A 17,234-nucleotide genomic window follows, 5' to 3' on the forward strand; every position below is an offset into this window, starting at 1 on the left:
CTCACGTTTCCGCAAAAAGATAAGGTCGCCATTGCTTGACAAACGAGCAGCGACCGATGGCGATGAGTGGCCGGAAGAGCGGGGCGATCTGCTCGTCGCGGTAGCCGGCGATGCCGCAGCCCACGCGGGTGACGAAGAAGCGCAACTGCGGATGCTCGGCGACGAAGCGGATGAAGCGCTCGACGTTGCGCGCGATCTCTTCGAGCGGCAGGACCTCGAAGTTCTCGTCCAGGGTGGGGATGGCGAAGGAGTGTCGCGGCGGGGCGCCCATGTAGCCCCAGCCCACGCCCATCTGCGCGCCGAAGCGGCGCACCGCCTCGGCGGCGGCGCCGCCTCCGTGCATGCCGGCGAGGTTGGATCCGAAGACGAAGACCTCGCCGTGCTGCGGCACGCTGCCGTCGGGGTGAAAGGTGATGCCGTCGTCTTGGCTCATGGCGTTTTCTCCGCGGATCTCCGGTTCAGTGCATGCCCGGCCGCGTCATGGCGAGCGGATCGACCCAGCGGTCGAACTCTTCGGCCGTGAGGTATCCCAGCTCGACTGCCGCCTGCTTGAGCGTCTTGCGCTCGGCCGCGGCTTTCTTGGCGATGGCGGCAGCCTTGTCGTAGCCGATGTGCGGGTTGAGCGCCGTGACCAGCATGAGGTTGCGTTCGAGGTGCTCGCGGATGCGCTCGCGGTTGGGCTGCATGTCGCGGGCGCAGTAGCGATCGAAGGCGAGGATGGACTGCGATAGCAGTTCGATGCTCTCGAGCACCGCGTGCGCCATGAGGGGTTTATAGACGTTGAGCTGGAAGTTACCCTGGTTGCCGGCAAAGGCGATGGCCGTGTCGTTGGCGAAGACGCGCACGCATACCATGGTGAGCGCCTCGCACTGGGTGGGATTGACCTTGCCCGGCATGATGGAGCTGCCCGGTTCGTTGGCCGGCAGGATCAGCTCGCCGATGCCCGCATCCGGCCCCGAGGCGAGCCAGCGTACGTCGTTGGCCATCTTGAAGAGCGCGTTGGCGAGCGTACGCAGGGCCGCCGAGACGTTGACCAGCGCGTCGTGCGCGGCGAGGGCGGCGAAGCGGTTGCGGGCACTGCGAAAGGGGATGCCCGTCTCACGGGCGATGTATTCGGCGCACACTTCCCCGAAGCGGGGATGGGCGTTGAGCCCGGTGCCCACGGCCGTGCCGCCGATGGCCAGTTCGTGCAACCCTTCTTCGGCCAGGCGCAGGAAGGCGAGGGCGTCTTCGATCTGCGCCACCCAGGAGCCGATCTCTTGCCCCAGGGTGATGGGAGCGGCGTCCATGAGGTGTGTGCGGCCGGTCTTGACGAGTTCGGCATATTCTTCGGCCTTGCGCGCCAGCGTGTCGCGCAGCGTCTGCACCGCGGGATAGAGGTGCCGGCGCAGTTCCAGCACCGTGGCCACGTACATCGCCGTGGGGAAGGTGTCGTTCGAGGACTGGCCGCGGTTGACGTGGTCGTTGGGATGCACGGGGGACTTGCTGCCCAAGGGCTGGCCGGCGAGCTCGTTGGCGCGGTTGGCGATGACCTCGTTGGCGTTCATGTTGCTGTGCGTGCCGCTGCCGGTCTGAAAGACGACCAGGGGGAAGTGATCGTCGAGTTTGCCCTCGATCACCTCCTGGGCGGCGCGCACGATGAGTTCGGCCAATTCCCGCGGCAATTCGCCCAGTTCGGCATTGGCTTGTGCCGCCGCTTTCTTGAGAATGCCGAGTGCCCGGATGATGGGCAACGGCATGCGGTGGTTCTTCACCCCAATGGGGAAATGCTCCAGCGAGCGCTGGGTTTGCGCGCCCCAGTAGCGGTCGGCCGGGACCCAGACTTCCCCCAGTGTGTCGGTTTCGCGGCGTTTGTCCATATGTCCGACTCCTCTTTCGGCGGTAACGGTCGTTTTCATTGTAGGATAGCCCTTGCCGCGCCTCACAGGGATTGCGCCGCCAGAGGAGGAAAGAAGATGGCTGAAAACAGCGACCCATCGATGACCGAGAATGCGGTGCGTTTGGCGCTGCGTCGCGTGGCCATCGACACCTATCGCGAGAACGTCGCCTACCTGCACCGGGAATGCTCGGTGGTGCGCGCCGAGGGGTTCCAGGCGCTGGCCAAGATCGAAGTAGGGCAGAATGGCGAGCGGCACATCCTCGCCACGCTCAACGTGGTCGATGATGCGAACCTCGTCGGCGTGGGAGAAATCGGGCTGTCGATGGAGGCTTTCGCCCAGCTGGGGCTACCCGAAGGGACGATGGTGACGGTGGCACAGGCCGAGCCGCCGGAATCCATGGGGGCGTTGCGGCGCAAGCTCGCCGGTGAGCGTCTGCGTCCGCAGGAGTTTTTGGGCATCGTTCGAGACATCGCCGAGCGGCATTATTCCAAGATCGAGCTCACCGCCTTCGTAGTCGCCACGCACCACAACGAGCTCGACCGGGAGGAGGTATATTTTCTCACCGATGCCATGGCCAAGGTCGGGCGACGGCTCGACTGGCACGAACGCCCCGTGGTCGACAAGCACTGCATCGGCGGTATCCCCGGCAACCGTACCTCCATGTTGGTGGTGCCCATCGTCGCCGCGCATGGAATGCTCTGTCCCAAGACTTCCTCGCGGGCGATCACCTCGCCGGCCGGTACCGCCGACACCATGGAAGTGCTCGCCGAGGTCGAGCTTTCCTTCGAGAAGATGGAGCAGATCGTACGCCAGCTGCGGGGCTGCCTCGCCTGGGGTGGGACAGCGGATCTGTCGCCGGCCGACGATGTGCTCATCTCGGTGGAGCGACCCTTGGCGATCGACGCGCCGGGGCAGATGGTGGCCTCCATCCTCTCAAAAAAAGTGGCAGCGGGCTCGACCCATCTCGTGCTCGACATTCCCTTGGGACCGACGGCGAAGGTACGCACGATGCGCGAGGCGCTGCAATTGCGCAAGCTGTTCGAATACGTGGCGCACCGGCTGGGCTTGGTGATCGACGTGGTCATCACCGACGGGCGCCAGCCGGTGGGATTCGGCATCGGCCCGGTATTGGAAGCGCGCGACGTGATGCGCGTGCTGGAAAACGACCCTCGCGCACCCATCGATCTGCGCCAAAAAGCGCTGCGGCTCGCCGGCCGGGTGATCGAGTTCGACCCGGACGTGCGCGGCGGCGAGGGGTTCTCCATCGCCCGCGACATCCTCGATTCCGGCCGCGCCTTGGCCAAGATGCGCGCCATCGTCAAGGCGCAGGGGGAGAAACCCTTCGATCACAACGCGCCGCCGCTCGCGGCGCACTGGTTCGAGGTCACGGCGCCCGTGGCCGGAGTCGTCACCGAAATCGACAACTTGCACCTGGCCCAGATCGCCCGGCAGGCAGGGGCGCCCAAGGTCAAGGGCGCCGGCGTCGATCTGTTCAAGAAACTGGGCGACCCGGTTGCCCAAGGCGAGCCACTTTACCGCGTCTATGCCCAATATCCCGCGGATTTACTGTTCGCGCGGCGCAGTTGTGAGCGGGCCACCGGCTATCGCATCGGGACGGCCGCCGAGATCGTCGAAGTCTATACGGAGTTCTGATGCTGCTCTTTTTTCCCGAAGAAGAGAGGTTTGCCCGGCGGCTGGCCTCGGCGATCGGCTGCGAACCGGCACCAATCGAGCGTCACCGTTTTCCCGACGGCGAAATCAAGCTGCGACTGCCCGAGCGGCTGCCCGAAAAGGTGGTGCTGCTGCGTGGCCTCGATCATCCCAATGAAAAACTCGTCGAACTGTTGCTCGCCGGATCGGGGCTGCACGAGGCGGGTGTGCGGCGGGTGGTGCTGGCGGCGCCGTATTTTCCTTACTTGCGTCAGGACAAGGCGTTTGCTCCCGGAGAAGTGGTGAGCGCCTTCGCGGTGGGGCGATTCGTCGCATCCTGCGTCGAGGCGCTCGTCACCGTCGATCCGCACCTGCACCGCATCGCCCGCCTCGACGAGGCTATACCGGTCTCTCCTGCGCTCGCCTTGTGCGCGGCGCCGCTTTTGGGGGAACTCGCGGCGCGCGAGCGCGGACGACCGCTCCTCGTCGGCCCCGACGAAGAGTCGCGCGCCTGGGTCGAGGCAGCCGCGCGGGCCGTTGGCTTGGACTACGCCGTGGGGCGGAAGGTGCGGCGCGGCGACCGAAACGTCGAGGTGACCCTGCCCCAAGAGCTCAACGTCCGCGGTCGGGCGGTGGTGGTGCTCGATGACGTGGCGAGTACCGGGCGCACGCTCGCCCAGGCCGTTCGGGCTCTGCACGCGGCCGGGGCAGCGTCGGTGGACGTGGCCGTGACGCACGCACTCTTCGTCGAGGATGCGCTCGAGACCGTGCGTGCCGCCGGTGCCGGAGCGATCTGGAGCACCGACACCATCGCGCATCCCACGAACGCGGTGAGCGTGGCGCCGCTGATGGCGCAGGCGCTCCTCGCCGTTCTTTAGGCGTTCGCTTCCTGCCGCGGCATGGCGACCAGCAAGCTGCACGGCAGCGTATCGAGCAGCGAGTGCCCCACCGAACCATGCCACCAGCGATCGAGCGGCCCCCGCCGACGGTGACCGACGACGACCAGATCCGCCTCGACCTCTGAAGCATATTCTCCGATCACCGGTGCCGCTTCACCCACACGGATGACCCCGTCGACCTCCAGCCCGGCGTCCTTGAAGCGCTGGATGCCTTCCTGGAGAATGCGGCGGATGCGCGCGCAATCCTCGTCGATGCAGTCTTCGGGTACCACGACTTGAGCATATTTGGCTTCCCGTGGCACTGCCATTACGGCGAGCAGATGGCAGCGTGCGTCGACGAGTTGTGCGAGATCGATGCCTTCGGCGAGCGCCGCTTGCCCTTCAGTACTTCCGTCATAGGCGAATACGATGGTGCGATACGCCATTGCCCTCTCCAAGAATGCCTTGGCTCATTGTAGGTATACCTCCAGGCTGAGACCACCTCAACGCCGTCCTTTCATCAGGTAGCCGGGCAGCAAAGAAAGGAGGAAGACCACACCGACCAAGGCAAAGCCATCGCTGTACGCCATGCTCTGGGACTTGGCCGTCAAGACCTTGTCGAGAAAGTTGAACACGCCGCCATAGGAATAGCTGAAGGCATCGGGCACGCCGGCAACCTTGTCGAGCTGCTGCAGTGCCTGGATGGTGTACATCGTGGCGTTGTTCGCTTCCGTCTGCGTCGGCGTCAGGGCGGCGGCGTGAAAGGCAAAGCGAATCTCCACGGCGGCCGACAGCAGGCTCACCCCGAAGGCGCCGCCGAGCTGGCGCATGAAGTTGATCGTTCCCGTTCCTTGTGCGAGCAATTCGGGAGGGAGCGCCATCAACGCCCCTGCGTTCAAGGCCGGCATCATCACGCCGAGCCCGATGCGCCCCAGTAGCACCATCAGCGCCATGTCCCAAAAGGAGATGTCGACGTCGATCGTGTAGAGCAGTAGGTTGGAGATACCGAAGAGGAGCAGACCCGTACACACCAATAGATAAGCGGGCAATCGATCGGTGAGCCGACCGGCGATGGGGAAGACGATGCCGAGGATGAGCCCCGCCGGCATCATCAGCAGTCCCGAGCGGGTAGGGGTGTAGCCTTGCACGGTCTGCAGGAAGAGCGGGATGAGATAGGTCGAACCGTAGAGCCCCGCCCCATAGAGAAAAGCGACGAGCGAGGCGGCACTGTAGCGACCAAACGCAAAGACGCGCAGGCTCACCAAGGGCTCGGCACGATGCGCGAGCCAGGCGATGAAGGCGAGGAAGAGCACGCAACTCACCGCGCCCGTGCCGACGATGATGTCCGAATTCCAGCCCTCGCGCTGCCCGTTGGCGAGCGCATAGAGGGAAGTGACGAGGAAGGCGGCGAGCAGTACGAACCCGAAGGCATCGAAACTGCGGCGCTTGCCGCCGCTCAGGCGGGTGGGCAGAAAGATGGTGCCGAGAAGCATGCCCAGGAACGAGGTGGGCAGGCCCATGTAGAAGACATAACGCCAGTCGTAGTTGTCGATGAGCCAGCCGCCCAGCACGGGGCCGATCGCCGGTGCGAGCACCACACCGATGCCGTAGATGCCCATGGCGGTACCGCGTTCTTCCGGCGGAAAGACGCGGAAGATCATGATCATCGCCAGCGGCTGGATGATCCCGGCAGCGATGCCCTGGGCGACGCGGGCGAAAGTGAGTACGTTCTCGTTGGGGGCGAGCCCGCCGAGCACCGAGGCGGCGGCGAAGAGCGCCATCGAGCCGACGAAGGTGGCGCGGATGCCAATCGCGTCGTTGAGCCAGGCGTTGATGAGCATGGAGGCGGTCATCGCCGCCAGGAACCCCGTCGACATCCATTGCGCCTGGTCTTGGCCGATGCCGAATGCGCCCATGATGTCGGGTAGCGCCACGTTGACGATGGTCGAGGAGAGCACGACCGTGATCGTACCCATGAGCGTGGTCGTGATGACCAGCCAGCGATAGGCCGACCCAAACCGCTCGAAGAAACCGGAGAGTTCGTCAGTGTCGGACATCGATCGAGATCACGGCCATCATGCCGGGTTTGAGGAGCCCGTCTTCCTGTTTCACGCGGATACGCACGGGAATGCGCTGGGTGATCTTGGTGAAGTTGCCGGAAGGATTGGGATTGGGTAGCAGCTGGAAGGTGCTGGTGGCGGCATGGCCGATGAACCAGACTTCACCGTGGAAAACCCGACCGGGCAGCGCGTCGATCGTCACCTCCACCGGTTGGCCGGGGTGGACGTCGGCGATCTTGGTCTCCTTGATGTTGGCCTCGACCCAGATATCCTCGGGATCATGGATGAGCATTACCCGCTGGCTCGCCGCGACATAGTCGCCCACGTTGGCGAAGGTGCGGTCGACCACACCGTCGATGGGGGAGGTGAGGGTGAGGTCTTTGAGGTCGAGCTGGGCGAGGTCGCGCTCGGCAAGTACCTGGTCGCGATGCACGCGCGCTTCTTCGAGCTGGCGCTCGAGCGAACCGAGCTGGGCATCGGCGCGCGCCTTGGCCAGCCGCGCCTTGGCCGCTTCCAAGTTGGCCTGGGCGCTGGCTTCACTTTGCTTGGCGACTTTGTAGGCGTTCTCGGTATGCTCGGCGTCTTGCTCGGGTACGGCGTGCAGCTTCACCAGGGCAGCGTTGCGCCGGTAGTCGCTCTCGGCATTGGCGCGCTGGATTTGCGCGGCCTTGAGCGCTTCTTCGGCCGTCTTCACGCCGCTCTCGGCTTCCATCACGGCGGCCTGGGTGGAGGCGCGCTGTTCGGCGAGGAGGTGTTCCAGCCGCTCGATCTCTTTCTCGGCCGCGCCGAGCGCTGCCTCCTGCGACTGCGCCTGCAGGCGGGAGGGGTCGCGATAGAGCACGGCCAGGGTCTGCCCTTTTTTGATGTGGTCGCCCTCCATCACCGGGCGTTCGGCGAGCCAGCTCGACAGGCGCGGGGCGATGGTGATCATGTCGGATGCCACCCGCGCGTCGATCTCCTCGACGTGGGTCAAACGATAGTGGATGATGCTGCCGACCCAGACGAGCAAGGCGAGCGAGGCGAGGAGGATCAGGCCGCGACGGATCTTGGGGTGTCCGGCAAGGGCGGATTTGATGTTCTGAACTCGGTCAATCATGGAGGTTCTCGAGTTTCTGGCGCAGCTGCGATAGGACCTCGGCGGCAATGGCCACGTGCTGGGGATCGATACCGGCGAGCAGCTGCTCACGCAGCGCCTGAGCGATCACGGCGACTTCGTGCTGCAGCGTCTTGGCCTTGGCCGTCGGGACGACGCGTTTGGCCCGTCGATCGCCGGGCATGTCACGCCGTTCGATCCAGCCGTTGGCTTGCAGACGGTCGAGCAGGCGCACGAGCGTCGAACCCTCGATGCCGACCTTGCGCGCGAGCGCCGTTTGCATCATTCCCTCGTCGGGCAATTTGATCAATACCAGCCATTGCGACTGTGACAGACCCAGATGGCGCAAACGTCGGTCGAGCTCGGCCCGCCAGTAGCGGGCGACTTCGTGCAGCAATACACCGAAATTATCAGTAGTGTTCATCTTAATTATTGGCTAGCTAATCAAGTAAATGATAGCGATCGTGATGCTGATCTGTCAATCCCTTCTATGGTAGGGTTTTTCGCTCGCCTTGACATCGCTAAGGGGGCGCGCTATGGTTCGATCCATATGGCGCCGATTTGAGCCTCAGCTTGCGGGCGCCTTACAAATGCAGCTAAAGCGGGATCGCCCGGCGCCCGCATGTCGCTGGGCTTTTTCGTTTTTGGGAGCCGCCGCATGAAGCATCCTCGGTCCGTGGGTTTCGTCGAAGCGCAAAAGGCGCATTTCGACGAACCGTTGCCGCTCAAGGCCGGAAGGGTTTTGCCGCAGTACGATCTGGTCTACGAGACCTACGGGACGCTGAACGCCGCACGCAGCAACGCCGTGCTCGTGTGCCATGCGCTGTCGGGTTCGCACCACGTCGCCGGGGTCTATCGTGACGACCCGCACAACGTCGGCTGGTGGGACAACCTCGTCGGGCCGGGCAAGCCGCTCGACACCGAGAAATTCTTCGTCATCGGGGTGAACAACCTCGGCGGCTGCTTCGGTTCGACCGGGCCGGTGTCGATCAATCCGGTCACCGGCAAACCCTGGGGTGCGGACTTCCCCTTCGTGACGGTGGAGGACTGGGTCAATGCCCAGGCGCGGCTCGCCGATCGGCTCGGCATCGAGCGCTTCGCCGCGGTGATCGGGGGCTCGCTCGGCGGAATGCAGGCGCTCTCCTGGTCACTGCAGTATCCCGAGCGTGTGCGCCACGTGCTGGCGATCGCCACTGCGCCCAAGCTCTCGGCGCAGAACATCGCCTTCAACGAGGTGGCGCGCCAGGCCATCCTCTCGGACCCCGATTTCCACGGCGGCAACTACTACGAGCACGGCGTGGTGCCCAAGCAGGGATTGAGGCTGGCGCGCATGATCGGGCACATCACCTATCTGTCCGACGACGCCATGGCCGAGAAATTCGGCCGGGCTCTGCGCCACGGAATCATGCGCTATTCGTACGACATCGAATTCGAGATCGAATCCTACCTGCGCTACCAGGGGGACAAGTTCGCCCGTTTCTTCGATGCGAATACCTATCTCCTCACCACGCGGGCGTTGGACTACTACGATCCGGCGGCCGACTACGGCGGCGATCTGGCGGCGGCCTTTGCGCGTGCCGAGGCAGCCTTTCTCGTGGTGGCGTTTACCACCGACTGGCGCTTCTCGCCGGCGCGCAGCCGCGAGATCGTCTCGGCCCTGGTGCACTCGGGAAAAGACGTGTGCTACGCCGAGATCGACAGCAAGGCAGGGCACGATTCCTTCCTGCTGGAGCACCCGCGCTACCATGCGGTGCTGCGCGCTTATTTCAACCGGATCGAGGTGTGATCATGGCGACTTCCGATCGCGAAACCGGGCACCGTGCGCCGACCCTGCGCCCCGACCTTCTGGCGCTCACCGAATGGATCGCGCCGAGCGAGCGCGTGCTCGACCTGGGCTGCGGCGACGGGGTACTACTGCGCCATCTCATCGACACCAAGGGTGTGGTCGGTTACGGCATCGAGAACGATCCTGCCCGCATCGTCGCGTGCATCGAACGCGGCATCAACGTCATCCAGAGCGACCTCGACGAGGGGCTCGCCGACCTGCAGGACGGGCATTTCGACCACGTCATCATGAGCCAGGCGCTGCAGGCGATGCGCAATACTCAAGGTATCTTGCGGGAGATGCTGCGCGTGGGGCACGAGGCGATCGTGAGTTTTCCCAACTTCGCCTTCTGGAAGCACCGCAAGAGCATCCTCGAGGGACACATGCCCGTTTCGGAAAGCCTACCGCACCAGTGGTTCAACACGCCCAACGTGCGCTTCTTCACGGTGGCCGATTTCACCACCTTGTGCGGATTGCTCGACATCGAGGTGCGCGAATGGCGCGGCTTCGACGATCAGGGGCGGCCGGTGCAGGAGGATTTGAATTTTCTCGCGGCGCTGGCGATCGCCCGCATCGGCCGCGCCGCGTCCTGAGGCGGATCAGCCGACGGCGAAATTTTCGACGTCGACGCGCACGACCGGTCGGTCGAGCAGTCGCGCCACGACCTGAGAAAAGGTCTGCGCCCATTCTCCGCCTTCGGCAAAGCGCGCCTCGCCCGCGCATTTGGCGAGGTTGAGGATCAGGTCGACCACGAGCACCTTGCCCATGGGGTTGGGTGGGTCGCACTCGAGCGCTTCCATTTCCCGTACCAGCCAATCACGCGCGACGTTACGATCGAGCGATTCGACCGCCTCGGCATTGGTATAGAACTCGTATTCGCGCTCCGGCCCGAAGACCACCTTGACGACGTAGGACATGGGAACTCCTCCTATTGCGATGGTGAAAAATGTTTGAAGATATCTTCGCTTGTCTGCGCATTGTAGACGATAGCTGCTGCGGGGTGCAGAAGAAGGACGGCGTAATGATTCGGCAAGGCGGAGTGGGCGGATGGTAAATGATGACGAACGCGATGCGGTAGAAGGGGGCCGAATCCACAAGGCAGTGTTTCGCGTGCACGGCGCTCGGCTCGAGCATTTCCCCGAGCAAGACGTGCTCGCCGAGGAAACGCCGGTGGCGCTTGAATACAACGGGATCGCCTATGCGACGATGCTCGCCACGCCTGCCGATCTGGAGGACTTCGCCTTGGGGTTTTCGCTCACCGAGGGGATCGTCGAAGATTTGGCCGAGATCTACGAGCTCGAACTCGAATCGAATCAGGCGGGCGTGATCGTACGGCTGGAAATCGCCAGCGAGCGCTTCGCACGCCTCAAAGCGCGGCGGCGCGCCTTGAGTGGGCGCACTGGTTGCGGCTTGTGCGGCATCGAGTCGCTCACCGAGGCGGTGCGGCCGGTGCCGCGCGTGCCGCAGGGCGGGAGGGTGCCGCTTGCGGCCGTGCTCTCGGCCATGCACGCCCTGCGGGCACGGCAGCCCTTGCATGGAGCCACCGGTGCGACCCACGCGGCGGCTCTTGCCGCGGCCGATGGCGCCCTCTTGGTGGTGCGCGAGGACGTGGGCCGGCACAACGCGCTCGACAAGGCGATCGGGGCGGCGGCGCGCGGCGGGCTGCTGCGCACGGGGGACGCGGCGATCGCGCTGATGTCGAGCCGGGCGAGTTTCGAGCTGGTGCAGAAGACGGCGGTGGCCGGCATCGGGGTGCTCGCAGCGGTGTCCGCGCCCACGGCCTTGGCGGTGCGCTTGGCCGAGGAGGCGGGCATCACGCTGCTGGGCTTCGTGCGCGGCCAAGAGGCGACGGTCTATAGCCGGGTGGATCGTCTGGTTACGGAATGAGCACCGCTGCGCCATTCACGCGACCCGCGCGCAAATCAGCGATGGCCTCGTTGGCCGCCGTCAGAGGGTAACAGGTGACGGCCGGATGCAGTGGCACTTCGGCGGCGAGCTTCATGAACGCCTCTCCGTCGGCGCGCGTGAGGTTGGCCACCGAGGTAATCGTGCGCTCCTCCCACAGCCAGCGGTAGGGAAAGGAGGGGATGTCGCTCATGTGGATGCCGCCGCACACCACCGTGCCGCCTTTGTCGGTAGCGCGCAGCGCCTGCGGCACGAGTTCGCCCACGGGGGCGAAGATGAGCGCGGCATCGAGCGGCTCGGGCGGCGGTTCGTCCGAACCTCCGGCCCAGCACGCGCCCAGGCGCCGGGCGAATTCCTGGGCGGCGACGTCCCCTGGGCGGGTGAAGGCGTAGATGCGCTTGCCTTGGTGGATGGCCACCTGGGCGATGAGGTGCGCCGCCGCGCCGAAACCGTAGATACCGACGCGTTCGAGGTTCGCACCCGCCTTGGCGTAGGTACGCCAGCCGATGAGCCCGGCGCACAGCAGAGGCGTGGCCTCGGCGTCGCCGTAGCGCTCGGGGATGGGAAAGCAGAAGCGGGCGTCGGCCACCGTCTCCTCGGCAAAGCCGCCGTCGCGCGTGTAGCCGGTGAAGACGGCCGATTCACACAGGTTCTCCTGCCCGCGGCGGCAGTAGCGGCAATGCCCGCAGGCGCCGCCGAGCCAAGGCACCCCCACGCGATCGCCCACGCGAAAGCGCGTCATGCCCTCGCCCACTTCGAGCACGCGCCCGACGATCTCGTGGCCGAGCACGAGCGGCAACTTGGGGTGGGGCAGCTCGCCGTCGATCACGTGCAGGTCGGTGCGGCACACGGCACAGGCAAGCACTTTCAGCCGGATCTCACCCGGGCCGGGCCGAGGGGAAGGGCGCTCGACGCATTCGAGCGCCGCGCCGGGACGGGTGAGGAGCATCGCTTTCATCGGTGTTCTCCCAAGGCGACGAGACACTCAGTATAGGCCCGGGTCTCAGGGTTTTCCTTACTTGGCGCGGGGTTGACAGGCTCCGAGCGATGTCCTACAAAGCAAAAATCGCGGCAGTGTCGATCGCGACTCGACCTTGGCGGATTTCCCTGGCGGGGCCGTTCGGGCGAGGACAAGGGGGCGGAGCGGGTTTCGCGCCGCCGCACAGGAAAAACAACCCCAGGGGAGACCCATGAACGGGATGAACCGAAGGCAGTTCTTCAAGGTCAGCGCTGCCATGCTATCGGGATCGAGCATGGCGGCGCTGGGCTTGGCGCCACAGACGGCTCTGGCCGAAGTGCGCCAATACAAGCTCGCGCGCATGACCGAGACGCGCAACACCTGTCCCTACTGCTCGGTGGGATGCGGAATCCTGATGTACGGCTTGGGCGATGGCGCGAAGAACGCCAAGGCCACCATCGTGCACATCGAGGGGGATGCCGACCATCCGGTCAATCGGGGCACGCTGTGCCCGAAAGGCGCCTCGCTCATCGATTTCATCCACAGTCCGAACCGTCTCAAGCAGCCGCAGTACCGTGCGCCGGGTTCGGACAAATGGCAGACGATCTCCTGGGACGAGGCCCTCGATCGCATCGCTGCGTTGATGAAAGCCGACCGCGACGCCAATTTCGTCGAAAAGACCGCCGAGGGTAAGACCGTCAATCGCTGGCTCACCACCGGCATGCTCGCAGCTTCGGCCTCCAGCAACGAAACCGCCTATCTGACGCACAAGATCGTGCGCAGTCTGGGGATGCTCGCGTTCGACAACCAGGCGCGTGTCTGACACGGCCCGACGGTGGCAGGTCTTGCCCCGACGTTTGGCCGTGGAGCGATGACGAACCATTGGGTCGACATCAAGAACGCCGACATCATCCTCATCATGGGCGGTAACGCCGCCGAGGCGCACCCCTGTGGGTTCAAATGGGTGACCGAAGCCAAGGCGCACCGTGGTGCCAAGCTCATCGTCGTCGATCCGCGCTTCACGCGCTCGGCCTCGGTGGCCGACGTTTATGCGCCGATCCGCACCGGCACCGACATCGTCTTCCTCGGTGGAGTGATCCGCCATCTGCTGGAAAAAGACCAGATCCAGCATGAATACGTGCGCAATTACACCGATCTGTCGTTCATCGTGCGGGAAGACTTCTCGTTCGAGGATGGCCTTTTCTCCGGCTACAACCCCGAGAAGCGCCGCTACGACAAATCGAGCTGGGACTATGAGCGCGGCGAGGACGGTTACGTCAAGACCGATCCCACCTTGCAGCATCCGCGCTGCGTCTATCAGCTCATGAAGCAGCACTATGCGCGCTACACGCCGGAAATGGTCGAGCGCGTCTGCGGTACGCCGCAGGCGAAATTCCTGCAGATCTGCGAGATGCTCGCCTCCACCGCGCCGGCCAACCGCGTTGCCACCATTCTCTACGCGCTCGGTTGGGCGCAGCACTCGATCGGGGCGCAGATCATCCGCACCGCGGCCATGATGCAGCTGCTCCTGGGCAACATCGGCATGCCCGGCGGCGGCATCAACGCCCTGCGCGGACACTCCAACATCCAGGGGCTCACCGACCTGGGGTTGATGTCCAACCTCCTGCCGGGCTATCTCACGCTGCCCAACGAAGCCGAGCAGGATCTGCCCCAGTATCTGGCCGCGCGCACGCTCAAGCCGCTGCGCCCCAACCAGATGAGCTACTGGCAGAACTATCCCAAGTTCTTCGTGAGCCTCATGAAGGCCTGGTGGGGCAAGGCCGCCACGGCCGAGAACAACTGGGCCTACGACTATCTGCCCAAGCTCGACAAGCTCTACGACCTGCTGCAGGTCGTCGAGCTCATGGCGCAGGGCAAGATGAACGGCTATATCTGCCAGGGGTTCAACGTGCTGGCGGCAGCGCCGAACAAGGCCAAGGTGCTGGAGGGGCTCGCCAAGCTCAAGTATCTGGTGGTGATGGATCCGCTCGCCACCGAGACCTCGGAGTTCTGGCGCAACGCCGGTGAATCGAACCCCGTCGATCCGTCGAAGATCCAGACCGAGGTCTTCCGGCTGCCCACGACCTGTTTTGCCGAGGAAGACGGCTCGCTCGTCAATTCCGGGCGCTGGCTGCAATGGCACTGGAAGGGGGCCGAACCGCCGGGCGAGGCGCGCAGCGACATCGAGATCATGGCCGAGCTCTTCCTGCGCATCCGCGAGCGTTACCGCCGCGAGGGCGGCACTTTCCCGGCGCCCATCCTCGACCTGTGGTGGCCCTACGCCAACGAGGCGAACCCCACGCCCGAAGAGCTCGCCAAGGAGTACTCCGGCAAGGCGCTGGTCGACCTGCCCGATCCCAAGGATCCGGCGAGAATCGTGCGCCGCGCCGGCGAGCAGCTCGCCGGCTTCGCGGAGCTGCGCGATGACGGCAGCACCGCCTGCGGCTGCTGGATCTTCTCGGGCAGCTGGGGGCCGACGGGCAACCTGATGGCGCGACGCGACAACAGCGACCCCACCGGCATCGGCCAGACGCTCGGCTGGTCCTGGGCCTGGCCGGCGAACCGGCGCATCCTCTACAACCGGGCGAGCGCCGACCTGCAGGGCCGACCGTTCGATCCGCAGCGCAAGCTCATCTACTGGAACGGCAAGGCGTGGGCCGGGGCGGACGTGCCGGACTACAAGGCCGACGAGCCGCCCGACACCGGCATGGGCCCCTTCATCATGAATCCCGAAGGGGTGGCGCGATTCTTCGCCCGCGCCGGCATGGCCGAGGGCCCGTTCCCCGAGCACTACGAGCCGTTCGAGACGCCGCTCGGCTACAACCCGCTGCATCCGAAAACGCCGGCGGCCACCAGCAACCCGGCGGCGCGGGTGTTCGCGCGTGATCTGGCCGACATGGGCAAGGTGGAGGAATTCCCTCACGTGGCGACCACCTACCGGCTCACCGAGCACTTCCACTACTGGACGAAGAACGTGCGTCTGAACGCCATCGTCCAGCCGGAGCAATTCGTCGAGATCGGCGAGGCGCTCGCCAAGGAGCTGGGCATCGCCAACGGCGAGCGCGTCAAGGTCTCGTCCAAGCGCGGCTACATCAAGGCGGTCGCCCTGGTGACCAAGCGCATCCGGCCGCTGACGATCGAGGGCAAGACGGTGCACCACGTGGGCATTCCCATCCACTGGGGGTTCGTGGGCATCGCCAAGCCGGGGTTCCTGGCGAACGCGCTCACGCCGTCGGTGGGCGATGGCAACATCCAGACGCCGGAATTCAAGTCCTTCCTGGTAAAAGTGGAAAAGGCATAGGAGCGCGGCCATGGCATTGCAATCTCTCGACATCAAGCGGCGCTCCGCCACCACTTCGCCCACCCCTTCGGTGCGCGAGCCGAGCGTGGGCGCGGTGGCCAAGCTCATCGACGTCTCCAAGTGCATCGGCTGCAAGGCGTGCCAGACGGCGTGCATGGAGTGGAACGACCTGCGCGACGAGATCGGCACCAACGTCGGCGTCTACGACAACCCGGCCGATCTCACCGAGCATTCGTGGACGGTGATGCGCTTTGCCGAATACGAGAACCCTCAAGGAGATCTCGAGTGGCTCATCCGTAAGGATGGCTGCATGCACTGCGAAGATCCGGGTTGCCTCAAGGCCTGCCCCTCGCCGGGGGCGATCGTGCAGTACGCCAACGGGATCGTGGATTTTCACGAGGAGCACTGCATCGGCTGCGGCTACTGCGTCACGGGCTGCCCGTTCAACGTGCCGCGCCTCTCGAAGAAGGACCACAAGGCGTACAAGTGCACCCTGTGTTCCGACCGTGTCGCCGTGGGGCAGGAGCCGGCCTGCGTCAAGACCTGTCCCACGGGGGCGATCGAGTTCGGCACCAAGGAAGAGATGAAGGAGCACGCCCAGGCGCGCATCGCCGATCTCAAATCCCGCGGCTACGCCAACGCCGGGCTCTACGATCCGGCCGGCGTGGGCGGCACGCATGTGATGTACGTGCTGCACCATGCCGATCAGCCCACCCTCTACAGTGGGTTGCCGAAAGACCCGCAGATCAGCCCCACGGTGTCGCTGTGGAAAGGGGTGGCCAAGCCCTTGAGCATGGCGGCGATGGCGCTCGCCGCGCTGGTGGGCTTTTTCCATTACATGCGCGTCGGTCCGGCCGAGACGAGCGAGGAGGACGAGCGCAACGCCGAGAAGGAGGTGTCCCATGAGTGAGACCACACGACCGCGGACTCTGCCGCGCTACAGCGCCAGCGAGCGCAGCAACCACTGGGTGGTGGCGATCACCTTCATCCTGCTCGCGCTCTCGGGGCTGGCGTTCTATCATCCGGCGTTCTTCTTCCTCTCGGACCTGCTCGGCGGCGGCTACTGGGCGCGGGTGCTGCATCCGTACATCGGGGTGGTGTTCTTCGTCTGCTTCGCCGTGCTCGCGCTGCGTCTGGCGCGGCACAACGCCTGGGAGGCGAAGGATGCGCAGTGGCTGAAGCACTTCCCCGACGTGCTCGCCAACCGCGAGGAGCATCTGCCCGAGGTGGGGCGCTACAACGCCTTGCAGAAGGCGCTCTTCTACGTGCTGGTGTTGAGCGCCGTCGGTCTGCTGCTCTCCGGTCTCGGGCTGTGGCGCGCCTGGTTTACCTTCCCCGTCGGTGTCGTGCGGTTGGCGGCCGTGGTGCATGCGCTGTGCGCTTTCGTGGCCATCACGTCCATCATCGTGCACATCTATGCCGCCATCTGGGTGAAGGGTTCGGTGCGCGCGATGATGCGCGGCGACGTGACCTGGGGCTGGGCCTGGCGGCACCATCGCGCCTGGTTCCGGCAGATGGTCAAGGGTGCCAACGAGTAAGGGAAACGCTGAAGAAATGAGCGAGCGGGATGAAGCGCAAGGCGCACGGAGCGCAGCGACCGAGACATATCAGTAGATAGGCGAGGGAGCGAGCACCGCGCAACGCAGCGATTCGCCCGCGCAGCCAATTATTCAGCGTTTCCTAA

The 17,234-nt window shown here is 65.0% G+C and carries 16 protein-coding genes; 8 read left to right on the plus strand and 8 right to left on the minus strand.

Annotation, left to right across the window (positions count from 1 at the left end; genetic code table 11):
- Position 1: 1 nt before the first annotated feature.
- Together H607_RS0110125 and fumC are read right to left on the minus strand one after the other, a co-directional pair.
- The gene (locus tag H607_RS0110125; protein ID WP_051240823.1) at positions 2–433 is read right to left on the minus strand and encodes an A1S_2505 family phage non-structural protein; all 432 of its coding nucleotides are present in this window, start codon (positions 431–433) and stop codon (positions 2–4) included.
- A gap of 25 nt (positions 434–458) precedes the next feature.
- On the minus strand, positions 459–1,859 hold the full coding sequence (fumC, locus tag H607_RS0110130) for a class II fumarate hydratase (RefSeq protein WP_028875338.1): 1,401 nt from the start codon (positions 1,857–1,859) through the stop codon (positions 459–461).
- Positions 1,860–1,955: 96 nt separating this feature from the next.
- Here fumC and H607_RS0110135 point away from each other — a divergent pair, with 96 nt between their 5' ends.
- Together H607_RS0110135 and H607_RS0110140 are read left to right on the plus strand one after the other, a co-directional pair.
- Complete coding sequence (locus tag H607_RS0110135) at positions 1,956–3,533, plus strand: thymidine phosphorylase family protein (protein WP_028875339.1); 1,578 nt, start codon at positions 1,956–1,958, stop codon at positions 3,531–3,533.
- On the plus strand, positions 3,533–4,408 hold the full coding sequence (locus H607_RS0110140) for a ribose-phosphate diphosphokinase (RefSeq protein ID WP_037990297.1): 876 nt from the start codon (positions 3,533–3,535) through the stop codon (positions 4,406–4,408). Before H607_RS0110135 ends, H607_RS0110140 begins: the two co-directional genes overlap by 1 nt.
- Here H607_RS0110140 and H607_RS0110145 read toward each other — a convergent pair.
- The 4 genes from H607_RS0110145 to H607_RS0110160 are packed head-to-tail and all read right to left on the minus strand — an operon-like array spanning position 4,405 to position 7,985.
- A complete protein-coding gene (locus H607_RS0110145) occupies positions 4,405–4,854 on the minus strand; it encodes a universal stress protein (protein WP_037990298.1) in 450 nt (149 codons plus the stop codon). The two genes, H607_RS0110140 and H607_RS0110145, sit on opposite strands and share 4 nt — an antisense overlap.
- A gap of 57 nt (positions 4,855–4,911) precedes the next feature.
- Complete coding sequence (locus tag H607_RS0110150; protein ID WP_028875342.1) at positions 4,912–6,465, minus strand: DHA2 family efflux MFS transporter permease subunit; 1,554 nt, start codon at positions 6,463–6,465, stop codon at positions 4,912–4,914.
- Complete coding sequence (locus H607_RS12650; protein WP_051240824.1) at positions 6,452–7,564, minus strand: HlyD family secretion protein; 1,113 nt, start codon at positions 7,562–7,564, stop codon at positions 6,452–6,454. The genes H607_RS0110150 and H607_RS12650 overlap by 14 nt, the downstream gene beginning before the upstream one ends.
- Entirely contained in the window at positions 7,557–7,985 is a 429-nt protein-coding gene (locus tag H607_RS0110160; RefSeq protein ID WP_028875343.1) for a MarR family winged helix-turn-helix transcriptional regulator, read from the minus strand. The genes H607_RS12650 and H607_RS0110160 overlap by 8 nt, the downstream gene beginning before the upstream one ends.
- Before the next feature lie 234 nt (positions 7,986–8,219).
- Between H607_RS0110160 and metX the strand changes: the two genes are divergently transcribed.
- Positions 8,220–9,347 (plus strand): homoserine O-succinyltransferase MetX, encoded by a 1,128-nt coding sequence (gene metX, locus H607_RS0110165; RefSeq protein WP_028875344.1) that lies wholly within the window; start codon positions 8,220–8,222, stop codon positions 9,345–9,347.
- 2 nt (positions 9,348–9,349) lie between these two features.
- A complete protein-coding gene (gene metW / locus H607_RS0110170) occupies positions 9,350–9,979 on the plus strand; it encodes a methionine biosynthesis protein MetW (RefSeq protein WP_083962024.1) in 630 nt (209 codons plus the stop codon).
- A gap of 6 nt (positions 9,980–9,985) precedes the next feature.
- Here the strand turns inward: metW and H607_RS0110175 are convergent, their stop codons facing one another.
- Positions 9,986–10,303 carry a hypothetical protein gene (locus H607_RS0110175; protein WP_028875346.1) on the minus strand — a complete coding sequence of 106 codons (318 nt, stop codon included), beginning with the start codon at positions 10,301–10,303 and terminating at the stop codon, positions 9,986–9,988.
- Positions 10,304–10,433: 130 nt separating this feature from the next.
- Here H607_RS0110175 and fdhD point away from each other — a divergent pair, with 130 nt between their 5' ends.
- Positions 10,434–11,273, plus strand: a complete 840-nt coding sequence (gene fdhD, locus H607_RS12655) for a formate dehydrogenase accessory sulfurtransferase FdhD (RefSeq protein ID WP_051240826.1) — start codon at positions 10,434–10,436, stop codon at positions 11,271–11,273.
- On the opposite strand, the gene H607_RS0110185 is transcribed toward fdhD, so the two are convergent.
- Entirely contained in the window at positions 11,263–12,249 is a 987-nt protein-coding gene (locus H607_RS0110185) for a zinc-dependent alcohol dehydrogenase family protein (protein ID WP_028875347.1), read from the minus strand. The genes fdhD and H607_RS0110185 overlap by 11 nt on opposite strands.
- A gap of 232 nt (positions 12,250–12,481) precedes the next feature.
- Between H607_RS0110185 and fdnG the strand changes: the two genes are divergently transcribed.
- Genes fdnG through H607_RS0110205 form a run of 3 tightly spaced genes read left to right on the plus strand, consistent with a single transcriptional unit; the run spans position 12,482 to position 17,088 of the window.
- Entirely contained in the window at positions 12,482–15,550 is a 3,069-nt protein-coding gene (gene fdnG / locus H607_RS0110195) for a formate dehydrogenase-N subunit alpha (RefSeq protein WP_157381297.1), read from the plus strand.
- 10 nt (positions 15,551–15,560) lie between these two features.
- Positions 15,561–16,460 carry a formate dehydrogenase subunit beta gene (gene fdxH / locus H607_RS0110200; protein WP_028875350.1) on the plus strand — a complete coding sequence of 300 codons (900 nt, stop codon included), beginning with the start codon at positions 15,561–15,563 and terminating at the stop codon, positions 16,458–16,460.
- Complete coding sequence (locus H607_RS0110205; protein WP_028875351.1) at positions 16,453–17,088, plus strand: formate dehydrogenase subunit gamma; 636 nt, start codon at positions 16,453–16,455, stop codon at positions 17,086–17,088. The genes fdxH and H607_RS0110205 overlap by 8 nt, the downstream gene beginning before the upstream one ends.
- The last annotated feature ends 146 nt before the right edge of the window (positions 17,089–17,234 follow it).

It is taken from the genome of Tepidiphilus margaritifer DSM 15129 (genome assembly GCF_000425565.1).
Classification (GTDB): Bacteria; Pseudomonadota; Gammaproteobacteria; order Burkholderiales; family Rhodocyclaceae; genus Tepidiphilus; species Tepidiphilus margaritifer.

Bases quoted from the DNA above. Each gene is read 5' to 3' on its own strand.
- H607_RS0110125 (WP_051240823.1), bottom strand. From the start codon at position 433: ATGAGCCAAGACGACGGCATCACCTTTCACCCCGACGGCAGCGTGCCG.
- fumC (WP_028875338.1), bottom strand. From the start codon at position 1,859: ATGGACAAACGCCGCGAAACCGACACACTGGGGGAAGTCTGGGTCCCG.
- H607_RS0110135 (WP_028875339.1), top strand. From the start codon at position 1,956: ATGGCTGAAAACAGCGACCCATCGATGACCGAGAATGCGGTGCGTTTG.
- H607_RS0110140 (WP_037990297.1), top strand. From the start codon at position 3,533: ATGCTGCTCTTTTTTCCCGAAGAAGAGAGGTTTGCCCGGCGGCTGGCC.
- H607_RS0110145 (WP_037990298.1), bottom strand. From the start codon at position 4,854: ATGGCGTATCGCACCATCGTATTCGCCTATGACGGAAGTACTGAAGGG.
- H607_RS0110150 (WP_028875342.1), bottom strand. From the start codon at position 6,465: ATGTCCGACACTGACGAACTCTCCGGTTTCTTCGAGCGGTTTGGGTCG.
- H607_RS12650 (WP_051240824.1), bottom strand. From the start codon at position 7,564: ATGATTGACCGAGTTCAGAACATCAAATCCGCCCTTGCCGGACACCCC.
- H607_RS0110160 (WP_028875343.1), bottom strand. From the start codon at position 7,985: ATGAACACTACTGATAATTTCGGTGTATTGCTGCACGAAGTCGCCCGC.
- metX (WP_028875344.1), top strand. From the start codon at position 8,220: ATGAAGCATCCTCGGTCCGTGGGTTTCGTCGAAGCGCAAAAGGCGCAT.
- metW (WP_083962024.1), top strand. From the start codon at position 9,350: ATGGCGACTTCCGATCGCGAAACCGGGCACCGTGCGCCGACCCTGCGC.
- H607_RS0110175 (WP_028875346.1), bottom strand. From the start codon at position 10,303: ATGTCCTACGTCGTCAAGGTGGTCTTCGGGCCGGAGCGCGAATACGAG.
- fdhD (WP_051240826.1), top strand. From the start codon at position 10,434: ATGGTAAATGATGACGAACGCGATGCGGTAGAAGGGGGCCGAATCCAC.
- H607_RS0110185 (WP_028875347.1), bottom strand. From the start codon at position 12,249: ATGAAAGCGATGCTCCTCACCCGTCCCGGCGCGGCGCTCGAATGCGTC.
- fdxH (WP_028875350.1), top strand. From the start codon at position 15,561: ATGGCATTGCAATCTCTCGACATCAAGCGGCGCTCCGCCACCACTTCG.
- H607_RS0110205 (WP_028875351.1), top strand. From the start codon at position 16,453: ATGAGTGAGACCACACGACCGCGGACTCTGCCGCGCTACAGCGCCAGC.